This window comes from Nostoc sp. LEGE 12454 (assembly GCF_056620565.1).
This window is the reverse complement of sequence record NZ_JBWQXL010000011.1, coordinates 177150-197441: the sequence shown is the minus strand read 5'-3', so window position 1 is coordinate 197441 and position 20292 is coordinate 177150. Positions and strand designations below refer to the sequence as shown.

Annotated in this window: 26 protein-coding genes and 1 pseudogene; 24 read left to right on the top strand and 3 right to left on the bottom strand. The window is 43.4% G+C overall.

What is annotated here, in order from left to right:
* Nucleotides 1–26 precede the first annotated feature (26 nt).
* The 15 genes from rpsE (at nucleotide 27) to prfA (ending at nucleotide 9775) form a co-directional block, all read left to right on the top strand.
* The gene (gene rpsE, locus AC1F2U_RS15050; RefSeq protein ID WP_094349099.1) at nucleotides 27–554 is read left to right on the top strand and encodes a 30S ribosomal protein S5; all 528 of its coding nucleotides are present in this window, start codon (nucleotides 27–29) and stop codon (nucleotides 552–554) included.
* Nucleotides 555–657: 103 nt separating this feature from the next.
* On the top strand, nucleotides 658–1101 hold the full coding sequence (gene rplO / locus AC1F2U_RS15045) for a 50S ribosomal protein L15 (protein ID WP_190942902.1): 444 nt from the start codon (nucleotides 658–660) through the stop codon (nucleotides 1099–1101).
* 74 nt (nucleotides 1102–1175) lie between these two features.
* The gene (secY, locus tag AC1F2U_RS15040) at nucleotides 1176–2486 is read left to right on the top strand and encodes a preprotein translocase subunit SecY (protein ID WP_194043964.1); all 1311 of its coding nucleotides are present in this window, start codon (nucleotides 1176–1178) and stop codon (nucleotides 2484–2486) included.
* Nucleotides 2487–2488: 2 nt separating this feature from the next.
* On the top strand, nucleotides 2489–3043 hold the full coding sequence (locus AC1F2U_RS15035; protein WP_480261828.1) for an adenylate kinase: 555 nt from the start codon (nucleotides 2489–2491) through the stop codon (nucleotides 3041–3043).
* Nucleotides 3044–3218: 175 nt separating this feature from the next.
* Nucleotides 3219–3443, top strand: a complete 225-nt coding sequence (gene infA / locus AC1F2U_RS15030; RefSeq protein ID WP_006276978.1) for a translation initiation factor IF-1 — start codon at nucleotides 3219–3221, stop codon at nucleotides 3441–3443.
* Nucleotides 3444–3562: 119 nt separating this feature from the next.
* Complete coding sequence (gene rpmJ, locus AC1F2U_RS15025) at nucleotides 3563–3676, top strand: 50S ribosomal protein L36 (RefSeq protein ID WP_015129703.1); 114 nt, start codon at nucleotides 3563–3565, stop codon at nucleotides 3674–3676.
* Nucleotides 3677–3794: 118 nt separating this feature from the next.
* Nucleotides 3795–4175 (top strand): 30S ribosomal protein S13, encoded by a 381-nt coding sequence (rpsM, locus tag AC1F2U_RS15020; protein ID WP_094328449.1) that lies wholly within the window; start codon nucleotides 3795–3797, stop codon nucleotides 4173–4175.
* Between the two features lie 54 nt (nucleotides 4176–4229).
* Nucleotides 4230–4625 carry a 30S ribosomal protein S11 gene (rpsK, locus tag AC1F2U_RS15015; protein WP_069070761.1) on the top strand — a complete coding sequence of 132 codons (396 nt, stop codon included), beginning with the start codon at nucleotides 4230–4232 and terminating at the stop codon, nucleotides 4623–4625.
* Nucleotides 4626–4936: 311 nt separating this feature from the next.
* Nucleotides 4937–5884 (top strand): DNA-directed RNA polymerase subunit alpha, encoded by a 948-nt coding sequence (locus AC1F2U_RS15010; protein WP_480261826.1) that lies wholly within the window; start codon nucleotides 4937–4939, stop codon nucleotides 5882–5884.
* A gap of 31 nt (nucleotides 5885–5915) precedes the next feature.
* Nucleotides 5916–6266, top strand: a complete 351-nt coding sequence (gene rplQ / locus AC1F2U_RS15005) for a 50S ribosomal protein L17 (RefSeq protein ID WP_094349105.1) — start codon at nucleotides 5916–5918, stop codon at nucleotides 6264–6266.
* Nucleotides 6267–6385: 119 nt separating this feature from the next.
* The gene (gene truA, locus AC1F2U_RS15000) at nucleotides 6386–7234 is read left to right on the top strand and encodes a tRNA pseudouridine(38-40) synthase TruA (protein ID WP_181928658.1); all 849 of its coding nucleotides are present in this window, start codon (nucleotides 6386–6388) and stop codon (nucleotides 7232–7234) included.
* Between the two features lie 116 nt (nucleotides 7235–7350).
* Nucleotides 7351–7812 carry a 50S ribosomal protein L13 gene (rplM, locus tag AC1F2U_RS14995; protein ID WP_012410699.1) on the top strand — a complete coding sequence of 154 codons (462 nt, stop codon included), beginning with the start codon at nucleotides 7351–7353 and terminating at the stop codon, nucleotides 7810–7812.
* Entirely contained in the window at nucleotides 7812–8228 is a 417-nt protein-coding gene (gene rpsI, locus AC1F2U_RS14990) for a 30S ribosomal protein S9 (RefSeq protein WP_012410698.1), read from the top strand. The genes rplM and rpsI overlap by 1 nt, the downstream gene beginning before the upstream one ends.
* A 102-nt stretch (nucleotides 8229–8330) precedes the next feature.
* Entirely contained in the window at nucleotides 8331–8573 is a 243-nt protein-coding gene (gene rpmE, locus AC1F2U_RS14985) for a 50S ribosomal protein L31 (protein WP_069070756.1), read from the top strand.
* Nucleotides 8574–8677: 104 nt separating this feature from the next.
* Nucleotides 8678–9775 carry a peptide chain release factor 1 gene (gene prfA / locus AC1F2U_RS14980; protein WP_163927947.1) on the top strand — a complete coding sequence of 366 codons (1098 nt, stop codon included), beginning with the start codon at nucleotides 8678–8680 and terminating at the stop codon, nucleotides 9773–9775.
* A gap of 9 nt (nucleotides 9776–9784) precedes the next feature.
* On the opposite strand, the pseudogene AC1F2U_RS14975 reads toward prfA, so the two are convergent.
* Nucleotides 9785–10232 (bottom strand): annotated as a pseudogene (locus AC1F2U_RS14975) (hypothetical protein).
* Nucleotides 10233–10471: 239 nt separating this feature from the next.
* On the opposite strand from AC1F2U_RS14975, the gene AC1F2U_RS14970 reads away from it, so the two are divergent.
* The 9 genes from AC1F2U_RS14970 (at nucleotide 10472) to AC1F2U_RS14930 (ending at nucleotide 18340) form a co-directional block, all read left to right on the top strand.
* A complete protein-coding gene (locus AC1F2U_RS14970; RefSeq protein WP_094328443.1) occupies nucleotides 10472–10834 on the top strand; it encodes a helix-turn-helix domain-containing protein in 363 nt (120 codons plus the stop codon).
* Between the two features lie 69 nt (nucleotides 10835–10903).
* Nucleotides 10904–11362: a DUF29 domain-containing protein gene (locus AC1F2U_RS14965; protein WP_480261823.1), complete on the top strand. Its 459-nt coding sequence runs from the start codon at nucleotides 10904–10906 to the stop codon at nucleotides 11360–11362.
* Between the two features lie 116 nt (nucleotides 11363–11478).
* Entirely contained in the window at nucleotides 11479–11937 is a 459-nt protein-coding gene (locus AC1F2U_RS14960; protein WP_480261822.1) for a hypothetical protein, read from the top strand.
* Nucleotides 11938–12198: 261 nt separating this feature from the next.
* Nucleotides 12199–12696 (top strand): hypothetical protein, encoded by a 498-nt coding sequence (locus AC1F2U_RS14955; protein ID WP_480261821.1) that lies wholly within the window; start codon nucleotides 12199–12201, stop codon nucleotides 12694–12696.
* Between the two features lie 34 nt (nucleotides 12697–12730).
* Entirely contained in the window at nucleotides 12731–13525 is a 795-nt protein-coding gene (locus AC1F2U_RS14950; protein WP_480261820.1) for an Rpn family recombination-promoting nuclease/putative transposase, read from the top strand.
* A 155-nt stretch (nucleotides 13526–13680) separates the two neighbouring features.
* A complete protein-coding gene (locus tag AC1F2U_RS14945) occupies nucleotides 13681–15375 on the top strand; it encodes an ABC-F family ATP-binding cassette domain-containing protein (RefSeq protein WP_480261819.1) in 1695 nt (564 codons plus the stop codon).
* Nucleotides 15376–15596: 221 nt separating this feature from the next.
* Nucleotides 15597–17195 (top strand): 2,3-bisphosphoglycerate-independent phosphoglycerate mutase, encoded by a 1599-nt coding sequence (gpmI, locus tag AC1F2U_RS14940; protein WP_480261818.1) that lies wholly within the window; start codon nucleotides 15597–15599, stop codon nucleotides 17193–17195.
* A gap of 91 nt (nucleotides 17196–17286) precedes the next feature.
* Nucleotides 17287–17520, top strand: coding sequence for a preprotein translocase subunit SecG (gene secG / locus AC1F2U_RS14935; RefSeq protein ID WP_480261817.1), 234 nt, complete (start codon nucleotides 17287–17289; stop codon nucleotides 17518–17520).
* A 10-nt stretch (nucleotides 17521–17530) separates the two neighbouring features.
* A complete protein-coding gene (locus AC1F2U_RS14930; protein WP_480261816.1) occupies nucleotides 17531–18340 on the top strand; it encodes a peptidase in 810 nt (269 codons plus the stop codon).
* A 19-nt stretch (nucleotides 18341–18359) separates the two neighbouring features.
* Here AC1F2U_RS14930 and AC1F2U_RS14925 read toward each other — a convergent pair whose 3' ends face one another.
* The gene (locus AC1F2U_RS14925; RefSeq protein ID WP_480261815.1) at nucleotides 18360–18755 is read right to left on the bottom strand and encodes a hypothetical protein; all 396 of its coding nucleotides are present in this window, start codon (nucleotides 18753–18755) and stop codon (nucleotides 18360–18362) included.
* A 150-nt stretch (nucleotides 18756–18905) separates the two neighbouring features.
* Nucleotides 18906–20054, bottom strand: coding sequence for a glycosyltransferase family 4 protein (locus AC1F2U_RS14920; RefSeq protein WP_335196933.1), 1149 nt, complete (start codon nucleotides 20052–20054; stop codon nucleotides 18906–18908).
* Nucleotides 20055–20292 lie beyond the last annotated feature (238 nt).

Below are 20292 nucleotides of genomic sequence, written 5' to 3'. Positions count from 1 at the left end.
AACTGACGTTCACCAGAGCATAAATTATGGCAACAGAGCGTAAAAGTAGAACAAAGCGTGCCAAAAAAGAAGAAACCACTTGGCAAGAGCGGGTTATCCAAATCCGACGTGTGAGTAAAGTGGTCAAAGGTGGTAAAAAACTCAGCTTCCGAGCGATCGTTGTCGTTGGTAACGAACGCGGTCAGGTTGGAGTTGGAGTAGGCAAAGCTTCAGATGTAATTGGCGCCGTTAAAAAAGGCGTAGCTGACGGCAAAAAACACCTGATTGATATCCCAATCACGAAATCAAACTCCATCCCCCATCCCATTGATGGCGTCGGTGGGGGTGCGAAGGTGATGATGCGCCCAGCCTCACCTGGTACTGGGGTAATTGCGGGTGGCGCTGTGCGAACTGTGTTGGAATTAGCAGGAGTTCGTAACGTTTTAGCCAAGCAACTAGGCTCCAACAATCCGCTCAATAATGCTAGAGCCGCAGTTAATGCCTTATCTACACTGCGTACCCTTTCTGAAGTCGCCGAAGATCGCGGTATTCCTATTCAAAATCTCTACATCTAATTTAGTCATTAGTCATTAGTCATGAGTCATTAGTGAATAACAAAGGACAAATGACAAATGACAAAAGACAGATGACAAACGACAAATGAGAACTTGATAACTTATGAGACTCCATGATGTTAAGCCGCAAAAAGGCTCAAAGAAACGCAAGAAGCGTGTAGCTAGAGGTATTTCTGCCGGACAAGGCGCTAGTGCTGGTCTAGGTATGCGGGGTCAAAAATCTCGTTCTGGTAGTGGTACCCGACCAGGTTTTGAAGGTGGTCAACAGCCATTGTACCGCCGCTTACCGAAGCTGAAGGGCTTTCCGATTGTTAATCAGAGGATTTACACTACGATTAATGTAGAGAAGCTAGCTTCCCTTCCCGCTAATACGGAAGTAACTTTGACCTCATTGAAAGCCGCAGGTATCCTGACTGCTGTCAAGGGGCCACTGAAAGTTTTAGGTAACGGGGAATTGAGCATTCCGCTCAAGGTACAAGCGGCAGCTTTTACAGTTTCAGCTCGTAGCAAAATTGAGGCAGCTGGTGGTAGTTGTGAAGTCTTATGAGTGAGCCGGAACAGCGCACTTAAATGCAAGCCAACTCGCTGCCAGTGCTTGGTTCACTATAAAGGTAGCACTCTATGATCAGTCGAGATAAAGCCCCAACGGCTCAAGAAACTTTTATGCAGATGGCGCAGGCAGCTGGCCTAAGAGGTAGGCTGCTTGTTACCGTCGGTATTTTAATTTTGGTTCGCCTGGGTATTTTCTTACCCGTACCAGGGATTGATAGACCGAGATTTGCCGAAGCCATATCGGGCAGTAATTCCATATTCGGCTTATTGGATATATTTTCTGGGCGAGGACTTTCGACTTTGGGAGTCTTTGCTTTAGGGATTTTGCCCTTCATTAATGCGTCTATTATCATCCAATTGCTCACTGCGGCAATTCCATCTTTAGAAAATTTACAGAAAAATGAAGGCGAAGCGGGTCGGCGAAAAATATCGCAAATTACCCGCTATGTCACTGTGGTTTGGGCAATTCTTCAAAGTACAGCTTTTTCGGCATTATTCCTCCAGCAATTCGCCTTAAAACCAGGGCCCATATTTGTCGCTGAAACTGCGATCGCTCTGACTGCTGGTTCTATGTTCGTGATGTGGGCATCAGAACTGATTACAGAACGGGGTATTGGGAATGGCGCATCATTGTTGATTTTTGTCAATATTGTTGCGTCATTACCAAAAGCCTTGGGTGACACCATCGACTTGGTACAAGTAGGTGGTCGGGAAACAGTAGGTCGGGTAATCGTGCTGATCTTAGTTTTCCTAGCAACAATTGTTGGTATTGTGATTGTGCAAGAAGGAATGCGCCGCATCCCAATTATTTCAGCTCGTCGCCAAGTAGGTCGGAGAGTTTTAGCAGAGCAGCGCAGCTATCTGCCCCTGCGGCTAAATCAAGGTGGCGTAATGCCAATTATTTTTGCTGCTGCCATCCTCAGTTTGCCACTGCTGATCGCCAATTTTACTAAAAATGCCGATTTGGCGAATATAGTTAACACTTATTTGAGTCCAAGCGGTTCTAGCTCCTGGGTCTATGCCTTGGTGTACATGGTTTCCATCATTTTCTTCAGCTACTTTTATTCTTCGTTGATTCTCAACCCAGTAGATGTGGCGCAGAACTTGAAGAAAATGGGTTCTAGTATTCCCGGAATTCGTCCCGGTAAGGCAACTAGTGAGTATATAGAACGCGTGTCAAACCGACTCACTTTTTTGGGTGCGATCTTTTTGGGCTTTGTTGCGATTATCCCCACCGCCGTGGAAAGCGCTTTAAATGTGAAAACTTTCCAGGGGATAGGTGCAACCTCGTTGTTAATTTTAGTTGGTGTAGCAATTGAGACAGCCAAACAAGTCCAAACTTATGTCATCTCTCAGCGCTATGAAGGAATGGTGAAATAATAGTGACGCGATTAATCTTCTTGGGGCCACCTGGAGCGGGTAAAGGAACACAAGCTCAAACTTTGGCTCAACACTTGAATATTCCCCATATTTCTACGGGTGAAATATTAAGACAAGCCATGAAAGAGCAGACTCCTTTAGGAATCAAAGCTCAAAGCTATGTTGATAGCGGCGAGTTAGTACCCGATCAGCTAGTGGAAGACTTAGTAAAAGAGCGCCTCGATCAATCAGATGCCAAAAATGGTTGGATTCTTGATGGATTCCCCCGGAAAGTGACCCAAGCAGCTTTTCTCGAGAAGTTACTGGAAGCAATACATCAAGGTGGCGAAAGGGTAGTCAATTTAGATGCACCAGATGAAATTGTCATCGCACGTTTGCTAGCTAGAGGACGAAAAGATGATACCGAAGAGGTGATTCGTCGTCGTTTAGAAGTGTACCGCGCTGAAACTGCACCTTTAATTGATTATTATGGCGATCGCAAAAAACTCCTAACAGTCAATGGCAATCAGTCCCAAGAAGATGTCACTGGTGAGCTACAAAAGGTAATCGCTTCGTGAAAAGAAGGGGAATAGAGAGTATATAATTCCCTATTCCCCACTTCCCCTCCCAAGAAAAAGATCAATTTTAGCTAAGATATATTAATAAACTGTTGATATATTTCTTAAAATGTGTTTCTTTGCAGATGAAGCGCTGCAACTGAACACGAAATTGTTGAGTTGAGGAAAAAACAAATTGTCTAAGCAAGATTTGATTGAAATGGAAGGCACGGTTACAGAGTCCTTGCCCAATGCGATGTTTCGCGTTGACTTGGACAATGGCTTTAACGTGCTAGCACACATTTCCGGCAAGATTCGCCGAAATTATATCAAGATTTTGCCCGGCGATCGCGTCAAGGTGGAGTTAACACCCTACGACTTGACCAAAGGCAGAATCACCTATAGATTACGTAAGAAGTAAGTATATGTAGAGAATTTTACCATAAAACCATTTTTTTGACTGTATTATTGGTCATTTAACTGGATTAATTTCCCTAGAAATGCTATAATTTTATATTTGGAGTCAAAAAATAAAAGGCCATGAAAGTTAGAGCCTCAGTCAAGAAAATTTGTGAAAAGTGTAACGTGATCAAACGTCGTGGTCGCGTTATGGTGATTTGCGTGAACCCTAAGCACAAGCAACGTCAAGGATAACACTCTTACCAACAGAGTGAGTTGTAACACGCATATCATCATTATTAAAACGAAAAGACGCGATTAATCACGTTTTTCCAACCAACAGTAATTGCGAGAACAATAGGGAGAGTTCATTGTGGCACGTATTGCCGGAGTAGACCTTCCACGCGATAAGCGCGTCGAGATCGGTCTGACTTATATCTACGGAATTGGATTATCACGCGCTCAAGAAATTATAGCGGCAACTGGTGTGAACCCAGACACCCGCGTTAAGGACTTAAGTGATGCCGATGTAACAGCCCTACGAGGGGAAATAGAAACCAACTATCAAGTTGAAGGCGACTTGCGGCGCTTGGAGTCTTTGAACATCAAGCGCTTAGTTGACATTGGTACCTACAGAGGTCGTCGTCATCGCATGGGCTTACCAGTCAGAGGACAAAGAACTCGCACCAATGCCAGAACCCGTAGAGGCAGAAGGCAGACAGTGGCCGGGAAGAAGAAGGCTCCAGGGAAATAATTTTGCAACGCTTGCTAATCCGAGCAAGTTTTACCTTAAATCAACTAAACAAGTATGGCGAGACAACCAACTAAAAAAACCGGGAGCAAAAAGCAGAAACGGAATGTACCCAGTGGAATGGCCTACATCCAGTCTACTTTCAACAATAGCATTGTCACCATTACCGATCAAAATGGAGATGTCATCTCCTGGGCTAGCGCTGGTTCTAGCGGTTTTAAGGGAGCCAAAAAGGGAACTCCCTTTGCAGCGCAAACCGCAGCTGAAAGTGCAGCCCGTCGAGCTATCGATCAAGGAATGCGCCAAATTGAAGTAATGGTTAGTGGGCCAGGAGCAGGTAGAGAAACCGCTATCCGGGCACTTCAAGGAGCAGGACTGGAAATCACACTGATTCGGGATATTACCCCCATTCCTCACAATGGTTGTCGTCCACCCAAGCGCCGTCGAGTTTAAATATCAAAACTTGGGCAGTGAGGACGAAAAGTTACAGCCAGCAATGACCTCTTGAGTGTTTAACGTTCAAACTGTCATTGAGTTAAAGCTTGGGCGACCAGAAGCCTGTCAGATTTTCCCACCGGAAAAGCTGTTAAGCTTCGGGCTACCCAAAATATTATTAGCGCCTGCAAGCTGAATGGGAGTGTCAAACTATACCGTAATTTTATACTAATAGTTTGATAAACCTAATAATCTACAGGACATAAATTCAATTCTGGAGGCAATTGATTTGTCTGCTAGCAGCACCTTAGAAAAAGGGAGGCTCATCCGTGGCGCAGTTTCAAATTGAATGTGTAGAGTCGAATACCGAAGAAAGTCGGAACCATTACAGTAAATTTGTATTGGAACCTCTAGAACGCGGTCAAGGAACAACTGTTGGCAACGCACTGCGGCGGGTTTTGCTGTCTAATCTAGAAGGTACAGCAGTTACAGCAGTGCGGATTGCAGGCGTCTCACATGAGTTCGCCACAGTTCCGGGCGTGCGGGAAGATGTGTTGGAAATCCTCATGAGAATGAAGGAAGTTATCCTGAAAAACTATTCTTCGCAGCCCCAGATTGGTAGATTACTCGTTAGCGGCCCAGCAACAATCACTGCGGCACATTTTGATTTACCCAGTGAAGTAGAAGTCATCGATCCGACCCAGTATGTAGCCACCATCGCTGAGGGTGGAAAGCTGGAAATGGAATTTCGGATCGAAAAAGGCAAAGGCTATCGCACCGTAGAGCGAGGACGTGAGGAAGCCACATCGTTGGATTTTCTCCAAATCGACTCAATATTTATGCCAGTGCGAAAAGTCAACTACAGTGTTGAAGAATCTCGTGGGGAAGGCTTGATTCCAAAAGACCGACTACTGTTGGAAGTTTGGACAAATGGCAGTGTTTCCCCTCAAGAAGCACTATCTTCTGCTGCTGCAATCTTGGTAGATTTATTCAACCCGTTGAAGGACATCTCCCTAGAACCAACAGACACAGGTTCGGATATTCCAGACGACCCAACTGCCCAGATACCCATCGAAGAATTGCAACTTTCTGTGCGGGCATACAACTGTCTCAAACGGGCACAAGTTAACTCTGTGGCAGATTTGTTGGATTATACCCAAGAAGACCTCTTAGAAATTAAGAACTTTGGGCAGAAGTCAGCAGAAGAAGTCGTGGAAGCTTTGCAGCGACGCTTGGGCATCACCTTGCCAATGGAAAGAGGCTCTAAACACCCTTAAGAAAAACCTTCATAATTCATAGTGCATAATTATGCGTCACCGTTGTCGCGTCAAAAAACTCAGTAAACCAGCCGATCAACGCCGTGCTTTACTGCGATCGCTCGCCACCGAGTTGATCCGTCATGGTAAGATCACCACCACCTTAATTAGAGCGAAAGTTCTAAGAAGTGAAGTGGAAAAAATGATTACCCTAGCCAAAAATGGCTCCTTGTCAGCACGTCGGGAAGCCCTTGGCTATATCTTCGACAAACAACTGGTTCACGCTCTATTTGAGCAAGCTCCAACTCGATACGGCGATCGCCAGGGCGGTTATACCCGCATCCTGCGTACCGTACCGCGTCGGGGTGATAATGCAAAAATGGCAATAATTGAATTGGTTTAAGTCATTGGTCATTGGTCATTAGTCATTAGTCATTGGTCACTTGTACTGAGCGTAGTCGAAGTATTAGTGAATAACAAAGGACAAGTGACAAATGACAAAAGACAAAGGACAAAATCTGTATGTTAGAAAGCCACCAGCCTACACAAACTCATCGAGTAGCCTTGGTAATCCAATACCTGGGCACTCATTTTCATGGCTGGCAAAGGCAAAAACAACACCGGACAGTTCAAGAAGAGATTGAAATTGCGATCGCTACTATTCTTGGGCATCATGTAACATTACACGGTGCTGGGCGAACCGATTCTGGAGTTCACGCTGCTGCTCAAGTAGCCCATTTTGAAGCTACAGGTTTCATTCCGCCTCACAAGTGGGCAACAATTCTCAACAGCTACCTGCCGCCAGATATATTAATCAGGGCTTCAGCTAGTGTCGATAACCGTTGGCACGCTCGCTTTAGTGCAGCCTATCGACGGTATCGCTACACAATATATACTGAAGATCGGCTTAACTTGTTTGTAAGACCCTTCAGTTGGCATTATTATTATGCACCCCTGGATGAATCTTTAATCCAAGCTGCCTTGAAACCTCTCTTGGGAAAGCATCACTTAGCTGCTTTTCACCGTGCAGGCTCAAAGCGATCGCATTCCTGGGTAGAGGTGCAAGCAGTAGAGTGTCGTCGCAGTGGGCCATTTATCCATATTGAAATACAGGCAGATGGATTTTTGTATGGCATGGTACGGCTGTTGGTAGGGATGCTGGTAGAAGTAGGTTCTGGACAACGAACACTTTCTAGCTTCACGGAACTCTGGAAAGAAGAACGCCGGGAAGAAGTGAAATATGCCGCACCGCCTCAAGGCTTGTGCTTGTTGCGAGTCGGCTATCCCGATTTTCCCTTTCCAAAAGAGATTTGGTACGACACCTTGCCAAAGTTCGTCACTAGTCAAGAGTCATTAGTCATTGGTCAGTAGAGACGCGATTAATCGCGTCTGTACAAAAGTCGTTAGTGAATAACAAAGGACAACTGACAAATGACAAAAGACAAATGACTAATGACAAATTAAAAATGACAAAGGACAAATGACAAATGACAACAGTTAAAACATACCTTCCTTCTCAAGCAACCCTTGAGCGTGAGTGGTACATAGTAGATGCCACCGATAAACGTCTCGGTCGCCTTGCCAGCGAAATCGCTCAGGTATTGAGAGGCAAAAAGAAACCCGAATATACACCTCATTTAGATACAGGTGACTTCGTAATCGTCATTAATGCCGAGAAAGTAGCAGTCACAGGCAAAAAGCGCACTCAAAAGCTTTACCGCCGTCATTCTGGTCGTCCCGGTGGGATGAAAACCGAAACTTTCGCTAAACTGCAAGACCGCATACCAGAGCGGATTTTAGAACAAGCTGTTAAAGGTATGCTACCTAAAAATAGCCTCGGTAAACAGTTGTTCACCAAGCTGAAAGTTTACGCTGGGCCTACGCATCCCCATGATGCTCAAAAACCTAAAGAACTAAAAGTTAGTACAATTCCTGGAGAAGAAAATTAATGGTAGTAGCAGATGCTAATAGCGGTCGCGCCGTATACTGGGGTACTGGCCGTCGTAAGAACGCAGTAGCAAGGGTACGCTTGGTTCCAGGAACCGGTCAACTGACTGTGAACGGTAAAGATGGAAACTTGTATTTCCAATTTAACCCCAACTACCTGGGAGTGATCAAAGCACCCTTGGAAACTCTGGGATTAGAAAACGAATATGACATTTTGGTAAAAGCAGAAGGCGGCGGCTTGACCGGACAGGCTGATTCTGTTCGTTTGGGAGTTGCTCGTGCTTTATGCCAACTAGACCCAGACAATCGCCCACCTTTGAAAACCGAAGGTTATTTGACTCGCGATCCGAGAGCAAAAGAGCGGAAGAAATATGGTTTACATAAAGCCCGGAAAGCACCTCAGTACTCTAAGCGTTAGAAATTGGGCAAGTGGGCATGGGGCATCTCCCCACTCCCCACTCTATAGCTGCAATTGAACGCTGAAAGTTATAATTTATATAGATTCATCACAAAAAGAACAATGGCTAAAGCTGATATTCACCCCAAGTGGTATCCAGATGCTAAAGTTTACTGCAACGGTCAAGTTGTTATGACCATTGGCTCTACCAAGCCAGAATTGCATGTAGATGTTTGGTCTGGAAATCACCCATTTTACACCGGCACTCAGAAGATTATTGACACTGAGGGTCGAGTAGAGCGCTTCCTCCGCAAGTACGGTATGAGCAGCACTCAAACATCTGGCGACGAACAAGACAAAAAGTAGCGAGTTGGCTCTGCTGTTAACGACGGCCCTGCATCAGCTGGGTCGATTTTCATTTATATGCTCGAGCCAATTTGTTATTTTTTTAAGGAGCGATCGCAATCGTCATGGCTGAATCATACTTACTGGACAAACTAAAATCCGTTGAACAAACTTTTAATGAATTAACACGTCGTCTTGGCGACCCCGATACGGCTAGCAATCCTGATGAGTATCAGGAAATTGCTAAGTCTCGTTCTTCTTTGGAAGAGGTAGTTAATACTTATGAAATTTGGAAAACAGCCCAAGAAGACTTGATCGGAGCGCGTCAGGTTTACAAAGAATCTGCAAGTGACCCAGAGTTGCAAGAAATGGCATCACTGGAAGTAAAAGAACTTGAAGAAAAAATAGAACATTTAGAGTCTCGCTTGAAAGTCTTGCTGCTACCACGCGACCCCAATGATGAAAAGAATATCATGTTGGAAATTCGGGCTGGTACTGGTGGCGATGAGGCAAGTATTTGGGCTGGTGATTTGATGCAGATGTACACCCGCTATGCCCAGACTCAAGGTTGGAAAGTTTCTCTAGTGAGCGAATCTCGCGGAGAAATGGGTGGCTGGAAAGAAGTCATTCTCGAAATTAAAGGTAATGACGTTTATAGCCAGTTAAAATTTGAAGCTGGAGTGCATCGTGTGCAGCGCGTGCCGGCAACTGAATCTGGGGGACGGGTTCATACTTCCACAGCTACTGTGGCAATTATGCCAGAGGTGGATGATGTGGAAATTCACATTGACCCTAAAGACATTGAAATGACTACAGCCCGTTCTGGTGGTGCTGGTGGACAAAACGTCAACAAGGTGGAAACAGCCGTTGACTTAATGCACAAACCGACGGGAATACGCATTTTCTGTACAGAAGAACGCAGCCAGTTGCAAAACAAAGAAAGGGCGATGCAAATTCTGCGGGCAAAGTTGTATGACATCAAGTTAAGCGAACAACAAGCAGCTGTTACTTCCATGCGGCGATCGCAGGTTGGTACTGGATCGCGATCGGAAAAAATTCGCACCTATAATTATAAAGATAACCGCGCTACCGATCATCGGTTAGGTCAGAATTATTCTCTTACCCCTGTTTTGGATGGTGATTTAGAGACGCTTATCCAATCTTGTATATCTCTAGACCAACAGGAACGGCTGGCGGAGTTAGCGACTTCTGCCGCTAACTAATTTCTGTTGTTAAATATCCTGTAAAACCACTTGTTGTTCTGTTGCTTTTAACACAGACAGGTGGTGTTTCTAATATCGCGTGGAGTATATCTTCTATTTCACTGGGATAATGATAATAGGAAAATTCGTACTTCATAAGGTAATTTAATTTTGCCCATTCCTTCAGAGTTTCACAGGTATAAATTAGCTTTTCCACTTCTTCTTGCCAACGTGCAAAAATCCGGTAGCTAAAAAAGCTGCTGCATATATTGCCTTTTGCATCCCAGTAAGAAATACATACCTGATGCTTCAGAAGGTGGATTTTTTTGATTTGCTTAACATCGTAGCCTTTCACTTTTAAAGCTTCTTTAGTTTCTGCGTCAGAAATGTTCCACTGTTCTGGTTTAATTTTATTAGTGGCTATAAGGTTTTTACCTTTGCGGCGATATTGGTTAATTTTCCGTGGCTTGCGAAACATGATGCACCTTCGATATTATTTCTCGCAGCAAAGTCTAGCTACTAGCACAAGCGCCGTAGCAAACTAAGTTTTTTGGGTTGGTTAAAGATAGATGGGTTAGCCTACTAGCTTGATGACTGTAGTTGGCGATTTACAACCAGAGATATAGTTTAGTACTAAAACACAAGGCTGTCAATATAAAAGTAAACTTGTAATATTGAAAGTAGACTTGTAAATACAGTTGGCTAGCTATATAAGCAGTGAAGATCGAAAGCAAACAAAAACTGATTGAAATCATTAAACTAGCTCGCGGTTCAATGAGTCAGCGAGCATTTGGTAAGCTTTTGGGGGTATCTGCTACTGCTGTTCAGATGTGGGAAAAAGGTGTGAAGGTTCCAGATACAGAGAATTTGGCTCGAATCGCATCGAAAGCAGGCTACACAATGGAAGAGTTAATTAGCTGCATTGATGGCAAGCCAATTCCAGAAACCTCAGATTTGAGTCTGATTCTGAGACAAATCCAGCACATGCCTTTGGCTCAAGTGGCTCAAATTGTGCAAGCTGCGGCAGAGAGATTGGCGGCTGTGGCTGAAGCATCTGGGGATGAAGCAAAAGCAAGTTGAATGTTTGTTCAGGATTGAATTTAAATCATCAAACTAGCTCACGATCTTTTGCTGTCAAGATTCAACTCTATGGACAAACCTTTTTTGTATGACCAAGATTTCTATGGCTGGACACAGCAGCAGGCTAAAGCGTTAGAACAGAGGCTAGTTATGGAACTAGACTGGCAAAACCTGCAAGAGGAAATTCAAGCTTTAGGGAGACTGGAGTATCGAGAACTCGTGAGTCGTCTGAGTGTATTACTCAGTCATCTCTTGAAGTGGGAGTATCAACCCGAACAACGCTCTCGCAGTTGGTTTTTAACAATTCGAGAACAGCGCCGCGCCATCAATAGGCATCTGCGGCAGAACCCTAGCTTAAAGTCTCGAATAGAAGAAGCCTTGTTAGATGGCTTTGAAGCGGGAGTGGATTTGGCACTACGAGAAACTAACTTACCATTACGAACTTTTCCCGAGCATTGCCCCTATTTATTTGATGATGCGATCGCAGATAATTTTCTGTGCGATACTCGTCAAGACTGGGAAGGATAATTACTAGCATTGTTATAACGCTCATTTGTTATTTGGAGATACCTTAAGTAGAACGAGGTGAAAAAAATTATATACTTATAAGTTTTACTCCAAGGTAGTTAGATATAGTTACATCTATGAAACAATTAATAGAAAATGTAAAACAAACTATAGCGCAAAAACAAATACTTTGGGCTTATCCAATTGCACTGAAATTACAAAAATATCACTATAGTTTGGCAATCCAATGGGCAATAGAATGCATACAAATATATTCATTCGAGATTGAATCAGACAAACTCTCCCAGCTTAATAAATATATTCAGCAAGCTTTGTCAGAGCCAAAATTTTTAACTCCTTTACAGTGTAATGAAATTAGTCGAGAAATATGGTATTTGCCTGAAAGGGAAGAAATTCAAACTGCAATAGCTAGACTATGGGGTTCTATGGCAGCTTTTAAAGATGGAGAAGATCGTGGTGGAGTAATGGAAACCACTAGGGCAGTCGAATTAGTATTACCTGATATATACGATCATCGTCTATTAGATCGATACTTAGAAGCTGCTGTAATAATTTTTGAAGAATACGAATCATAAAACTAGGCGTGTGAGTAGTAAAATCGCATTTATTCACCTGGCGATCGCTAATTTTGGCTGAGTTAGAGGTTCTGCTAGAAATACGTAATGGCTGTACAAACTAAGTCCGTCTGCGTGGACTCCAGCAAGTCGAAACCCACCTCCGTGGGTTTTGTCTGTATAGCTGCGATTTTTAATCGCCAGGGCTAGTGTATTTTACTGGCAGTTAAGCAATAAATGGTTTTAAAATGGTGCAATCTTAAAATATTTAGGGGTGCAGCTATGTCGCTACGCAATGAGCCTTTAGATTGGCAAATTGAAACGAATAATCCTTATATCCCAGTTTACCATCAAGGGAATTTGGTGGGGTTTTTTAAACCAGAATATGCCAGTGAAATTATTAAAATTTTAAATGAAGAAGAAGTTTTAAAGAAAGCGCTAAAAATGGCTTGTACTGATTTAATTAAAAAAATCGGCGGCGATACCAGGAAAGTCAATTTTTTAATGGAAAAATATGTAAAAACTAGTGAGCGTCCAAAGCATGGAACTAGAGCGATCGCAGTTTTACTTCAGGATAGGCAAAAAGAGCTTGACTTGAGTAACCAAGAGTTCGCTAAGTTCTGTGACACCTTTAAATTATCCCCTACCGAACTGAATAATATTTATGCTGGGCAAGCATTTGATGATAGTTTATTTGCGCCCCTTTCACGTATATTAGGGATGGCAAAAGAGCAATTGCTGAAAGTGCGAGATGGTTCTGAAGAACAAAGTAACACATGAACGGCAAATCAAAATTTTCAAATGAAATAAAATTGTGAAAACAGACATCATCTTTTATCGGCTGTTTCAAGAATTCCCTGATATCTTCTTTGAACTTATTGGTAATCCTCCAGAATCAGCTAGCCTTTATCAATTTTCATCAGTTGAAATCAAACAAACAGCCTTCAGAATCGATGGTGTGTTTCTGCCCACACAAGGAAGCGAGAACCAGATTTACTTTGTTGAAGTGCAATTTCAAGCTGATGGGGAAATTTATTCACGGCTAATTGCAGAAATATGTTTATACCTCCGTCAGAATCAACCGTTAAATGATTGGGGTGCTGTGGTTTTATACCCAAACAGGAATGTAGATACAGGCAATATCAAACATTACCGTGAGTTTTTCACAAGTGGGCGCATCAGGCGCATTTATTTGGATGAATTAGGTGAAGCTGCATCGCTTCCAATTGGCATTGCAACTGCTAAATTAGTAATTGCAACTGACGATATCGCAATTGTCCAAGCAAGGGAGTTGATAGATAGAACTAAGTCAGAGATAAACTCACTGCTAAAACAGCAGCAATTATTACAATTTATAGAGACTATTTTGGTTTATAAATTTCCCACAATGAGTAGGGAGGAGATCGAGCAAATGTTTAGCTTAAGCGAGTTAAAGCAAACCAGATTTTATCAGGAAGCCTTTCAGGAAGGTGTTGAACAAGGTAAGGTTGAAGGCAAATTAAAAGCAGTACCAGCAATGTTGGCAGCAGGGTTAACTGTAGAACAAGTAGCACAGGCGTTAGATTTGAGTGTCGAAGAAGTTAGACAAGTAATACAAAGCCAGCCTTGAGATAGATGTGATAAATTTTATCCGTGGCTCAAGCCAAATTTGGTTTGCGGCTTCCAGACTTTCTCACGACGAATTTATAGTTAATTTTTGTTAATATTAGAGGCGGTGTTAGTACTTCGTCCTCAACCACCCACTCCCTACCTGAGAGAAACTTAATGCTGCGACTAGAACATATAAGTAAAATTTATCCCACAGGCGAAGTTCTCAAAGATATCAACTGGGAAGTTAAACCAGGCGATCGCATTGGCTTAGTCGGTGTCAACGGTGCTGGAAAATCTACCCAACTCAAAATTATCTCTGGGGAAATTGAACCCACCGCAGGCGAAATTATCCGTCCTAATAGCTTACACATAGCTTACCTCAACCAAGAGTTTGAAGTAGACCCCACCCGCACCGTTAGAGAAGAATTTTGGACTGTCTTCAAAGAAGCCAACGAAGTACAGCTATCTCTGGCGCACATACCACAAGAGATGGAAACGGCTACCCCAGAGGAACTGGATCGACTAATCGACAAGTTAGATCGCTTGCAGCGCAAATTTGAAGCCTTGGATGGCTACAACTTAGATGCACGCATCGGGAAAATTTTACCAGAGATGGGGTTTGGGCTAGAAGATGGCGATCGCCTCGTCAGTGCCTTCAGTGGTGGTTGGCAAATGCGGATGAGTTTAGGTAAAATTCTGCTGCAAAAACCTGACTTGTTGCTGCTGGATGAACCGACTAACCACCTAGATTTAGAAACCATTGAGTGGTTGGAAAATTACCTCAGAGGGCTGATTACGCCGATGGTAATAGTCTCCCATGACCGGGAGTTCCTTGACCGCCTCTGCACCCAAATTGTGGAAACTGAACGTGGTGTTTCCAGTACCTACCTTGGTAACTACTCGGCATATTTGGAACAAAAAGCCGAAAGTCAATCAGCACAACTGAGTGCTTACGAACGTCAGCAGAAAGAATTAGAGAAACAGCAAACCTTTGTTGATAGATTCCGCGCCAGTGCTACCCGCAGTACCCAGGCAAAAAGCCGGGAAAAGCAACTCGACAAAATCGAGCGCATTGAAGCACCCATTGCAGGCGTAAGAACTTTACATTTCCGTTTTCCGCCTGCACCCCGCAGTGGACGCGAAGTAGTGGACATTAAAGATTTAACTCATCTTTATGGTGATAAAATCTTGTTTTTGGCAGCAAATCTGCTAATTGAAAGAGGCGATCGCATTGCTTTTCTTGGCCCCAACGGTGCTGGAAAATCTACCCTTTTGCGCGTAATTATGGGTATGGAACCACCCACAGAAGGTAGCGTTCAATTAGGCGATCACAACGTTATTCCCGGTTACTTTGAGCAAAATCAAGCTGAAGCTTTGGATTTGAAGAAAACTGTCATGGAAACTATCCATGATGAAGTTCCCGACTGGGATAATCAAGAAGTCCGCACGCTTTTGGGACGCTTCTTATTTACTGGTGACACAGTATTTAAGGCGGTTGGAGCATTAAGTGGAGGAGAAAAAGCTCGTTTGGCATTGGCAAAAATGCTCTTACGTCCTGCTAACCTACTAATTTTAGATGAGCCGACAAACCACCTAGATATTCCAGCGAAGGAAATGCTGGAAGAAGCGCTCAAAAATTATGACGGTACGGCAATTGTAGTTTCCCACGATCGCTACTTTATTTCTCAAGTAGCTAACAAAATTGTCGAAATTCGTGATGGTGAATTCCGCGTTTACTTAGGAGACTATCATTACTATCTCCAGAAAATTGCCGAAGAAAAAGAACAGGCAAAGTTAGCTGCAATAGAAGCCGAAAAAGCAGCGAAAAAAGCAGCGAAAGCTGCTAAAGCTTCTACGAAAAGGAAATGAAAAACTAGAAAATGGCTTAGTAGTAGCGTTTTAGCGCTATTACTAAGTAATCACTTTTTATGAGAGTTCCGAAACATCACAGGAAAATTACTAAAATTTAAAAAATATTTCCAAAAACCGCAAGTCCTTCGTAAAAGAAGTTAATAAGCAAAAATTCACTTGCGGCGTGGATTAGCAGTGGTATCATTCGGGTATTACAAAAAGTAAAGGGCAATTTTACTATGACCAAAGCACCTGTTGCTCCTGTGGTGCTAGTCATTTTAGACGGATGGGGCTACTGCGACCAAACGCGAGGAAACGCCATTATTGCTGCTAAAACTCCCATTGTGGACAGTTTATGGGCAGCTTACCCGCATAGCCTCATCCACACATCAGGAAAAGCCGTAGGGTTGCCAGAAGGTCAAATGGGCAACTCGGAAGTTGGTCATTTGAACATTGGTGCTGGACGAGTGGTACCGCAAGAACTTGTACGCATCTCCGATGCAGTCGAAGACGGTTCTATTGCCTTAAACCCAGCACTTGTCAAAATTTGCCAGGAAGTTCGTTCTCGGAATAGCAAGCTGCATCTAGTCGGGCTTTGTTCTGAGGGAGGGGTACATTCGCATATCACCCATCTATTCGGACTACTTGACTTAGCCAAAGATCAGCAAATTCCAGAAGTTTGTATTCACGCTATCACCGATGGTCGTGACACCGCCCCTACTGACGGTGTAAGAACAATCGCACTGCTGCAAGATTATATAGACCGCATAGGAATTGGGCGCATAGTCACCCTCAGCGGTCGCTACTACGCGATGGATCGCGATCGCCGCTGGGATCGGGTTAAACGCGCCTACGACATGATGATACAAGATAGTGTCGGTAATGGTCTCAAGGCTGTGGAAGTCTTGCAAGCATCTTACGACCAAGGGATAAAAGATGAATTTGTCAACCCAATCCGAATTGCTCCCGGCGCAATACAACCAGGGGATGGGGTGATATTTTTCAACTTCCGCCCCGATCGCTCCAGACAACTGACTCAAGCTTTAGTCAGTCCCACTTTTAACGGTTTTGAAAGACAGCAAATCACACCTCTGTCTTTTGTCACCTTTACACAGTATGATTCAGATTTACCCGTGGCTGTAGCCTTTGAGCCTCAGAATCTCAGTAACATTCTGGGAGAAGTTATAGCCAATCATAGTTTGAATCAGTTCCGCACCGCCGAAACAGAAAAATATGCCCACGTCACCTATTTCTTTAATGGGGGTCTGGAGGAACCTTTTTCCGGAGAAGATCGGGAACTAGTAAGCAGCCCGATGGTAGCAACTTACGATCGCGCCCCAGCGATGTCAGCAGCAGCAGTTACAGATGTAGCGATCGCTGCGATTCAAAAGGGTACGTATTCCCTAGTTGTGATTAACTATGCCAACCCAGACATGGTAGGGCATACTGGTCAAATCGACGCTACCATTACAGCAATTGAAACAGTCGATCGCTGTTTGGGACGCTTGTTAGAGAGCGTTATCAAAGCCGGTGGTACTACAATTATTACTGCCGATCACGGCAACGCTGAGTATATGCTAGATGAAGGGGGTAATCCCTGGACGGCTCATACCACTAACCCAGTCCCCTTCATCTTGGTGGAAGGAGAGAGAGTTAAAATCCCTGGATATGGTACAAATGTCGAACTGCGAAGCGATGGTAAGCTATCCGACATCGCTCCCACGATTCTAGAGATTTTACAGCTGCCTCAGCCACCAGAAATGACCGGGCGATCGCTACTGAAAACAGCAGAATACGAGCTGCAACGTACTCGCACCCCCGTGCAAGTAGGGCTGTAAAAGATTGCTGATTACTGAGTTAGGAGTTTACTAAAAACTCCTAACTTCTGAATTCTGTTTTTTGAAACTTTTTATAAATGAGATTCCTACCATGACAGTTAGTAATATCGTGCAAGGCATTTGGGCATTTTCCGCCGCTGGTTTAATTATCTTAGTTTTACTGCATAGCCCTAAAGGTGATGGTGTTGGCGCCATTGGCGGACAAGCCCAGCTATTTAGCAGCACCAAGAGTGCAGAAAACACCTTAAACCGAATTACTTGGGCATTGACAGTAGTTTTTCTCGGTTTAACAGTAGTTTTAAGTGCCGGTTGGCTGCCTAAATAAGGATAGGTAAATGGGGAGAATAACCCAACACCCGATACTTAACACTCTAATAAATTTAATTTCACGACGGTTAATTACAGCTCTTGCCTTGTTTATTAGCACAGGGCTGTTAATCGTTTTTACTAATATCCAGTTGAGTAATGGGTTTGCGATAATACCAGAATATGTACATTCAGATTTAATAACTTCTCTCCCTACTTCCCCAAAACCCCATCCCTTACCGCCCACACTGGCACAGTGGCAAGATAACACTAACAGTGGTGACTACTTTTCCCAAATCACAACAACCCAAGTTGGTTATTTAGTCTGGTCGCAATTTCCTGTTCGGGTTTACGTAGAAGCGCCAAAAGCCATCAGCGAAAAACAAGCTCAAGCATGGGTTAATCGTGTCTTGCAGGGTGTACAGGAGTGGAGTAATTATTTACCTTTAACAGTAGTCGAACAGCCAGAAGTTGCTGATATTACGATCGCGCGAAAAGCGCCACCTCTACAAATTTCCCCTGGTAGTAATATACCCCGTGCGCGATCGGCACAAACTACTTACGAGTTATACACCAGTAACAAAGTTTTATCCCACCGCTTCACCATCTTGCTAAGTCCTAGTCAAACAGGTGAGTATCTCATTGCAGCAGCCCGCCACGAATTCGGTCATGCACTAGGAATTTGGGGTCATAGTCCGCTACAAACTGATGCTTTATACTTTTCTCAAGTTCGTAACCCGTCACCTATTTCTGCAAGAGATGTAAATACTCTAAAGCGGGTTTATGAACAGCCAAGCAGTTTAGGATGGTCTTTAGTGGATAATTCAAAGATTAATTGATCGATAGATAGGTAATACCCTAACGTCTGTCAGTAATCCAAGTCTCTCGCTGTTGTCCCTGAATCGACTGTACAATTCCAAACCTTTCCTCAATTTTGCGTGGCAGAGTATGTGTCCCAAAGATGTAAACGCAATCTTCTTCTGGTTGATTTGTCAAGACACGAACTCTGGCTTCGTTATCTTGTAAACGCTCGATGAAAATAGATGCACAAATTTCAACATCTTCAGGAATCTCATATACTTCCTTTGAAAAGGTGAATTTCTTCTCTAAACTATTTGCAATTTGATCGATAACGTTTTGCTCAGGCAACGGATTTGTGAAGAAATAGACGTATGTTCGGCAGCACTTTCCATCTTCTAGCTGTTCTAAGTCAGGGATATTTCTCAACTTTATCTGACTTGCATCATACTTCATTTCGTTAACTTTCTTTAGTCAGGTATCTGTATTCATAAATCACAAATAATTGCATGACTAAAATACTAGCCAATGCTGGCTAACATTGTTGCTCGATCGCACTCATTAGCATCTTAGAATTTCCAGTGCGATCGCACTTTTTCCCTTTCCCTACGCTCTACGACTAAGTGGTAGAGGTCGCTGTGCTAAAACTCCTTTATAAAGTTCTTCCAGCAGACTAATATTTTTACTAAGGGTATAGCGGTCTAATACACGCTGTCTAGCTTTTTGCCCCAGTAGGGTTGTTAACTCTGGATGGTCTTGCAACACTGGCAAGAGGGTTCTCAATTGCGATCGCGCTGTTTTGGTACTAATAACTACACCTGCACCCTTTTCCAATACTTCTCCATCTGCACCCACATCTGTTGCTAAACAAGCCAACCCACACGACATTCCTTCTAACAGAGATAAGGACAAACCCTCTACCAATGAAGGCAAAACAAATACATCTGCGCCCCGCAAAATTTCGATGCGTCGGTCTTCATCAGCGACAAATCCCAACCAGATAATGCCGTATTCTGAACCAAAAAACGGCTCTAAGGAAGACTTTAAAGGGCCGTCGCCAACAATTAGTAACTTACTACCAGGCGCCATTGCCGACTGCTTCCAAGCCCGGAGGAGAGCTTCAACATTTTTCTCTGGCGCTATGCGACCCTGATAGACAAATAAACGTTCGGCTTTTAATTCTGCTTTGATTTGAGAAAATCCTGGAGAATACTTGGCGGTATCAACACCGTTGGGAATTACGGCAATATTTTCTTCCCTTACACCCATCCCTGCCAATAATTCTCGCTGAATTTGGGAAAATACAATCACGCGATCGTAGTTAACTAAAAAAGGCGCATAGAGCTGATAAGCCAAAAGTTGTGTTCCCGATACCAGCTTTGCGCCCTTGCCAGCAAACGGTGTGTGAAAAGTGGCAACTAAGGGCAACCTCAGCTCCTCACAGATTTCTGGTAGAAAAAAGTCTAGAGGAGATAAAGTCAAGGAAGCATGGACTACATCTGGTTTGATTTCCCGCAGTGAATCGGTTAAAACTTTGGTGGCTTTAAAAGTGGGAATTGTGTAAACCTGGGACTTGTAAATGAAAGGTAGGGAAACCTCTTGAAGATTTGGCCAATTATCAGGTTCAGACTCTTCCTGGGCGAAGTGAAGAAAGCTAACTTGATGTCCCCTATCTAGCAAGGCATTGGTAATTTCTCGACTGTAGGTAACATTGCCGCAAAAGGGTGATTTTTTTCCAATCCAGGCTATACGCATTCTTTATTTAGCTGTAAGAAAAGCGGGTTGAATCTATTACTTAGTGTCCTTTGTGATTTTCCTTTTATCTAGCTATACTTGCTGGTTTTTATTTATTAAAAATTCCCAAAACTTTCTCCTAGTTTAAAAAGCTTATTGTCAGCTGATTAAACCAGTCGATTGATGGCTTTATTTATTTTAGTTATAAGTTGTTAATTTCTGATATTTCAACAACTTATTCCGACTAATGTCAGATTCA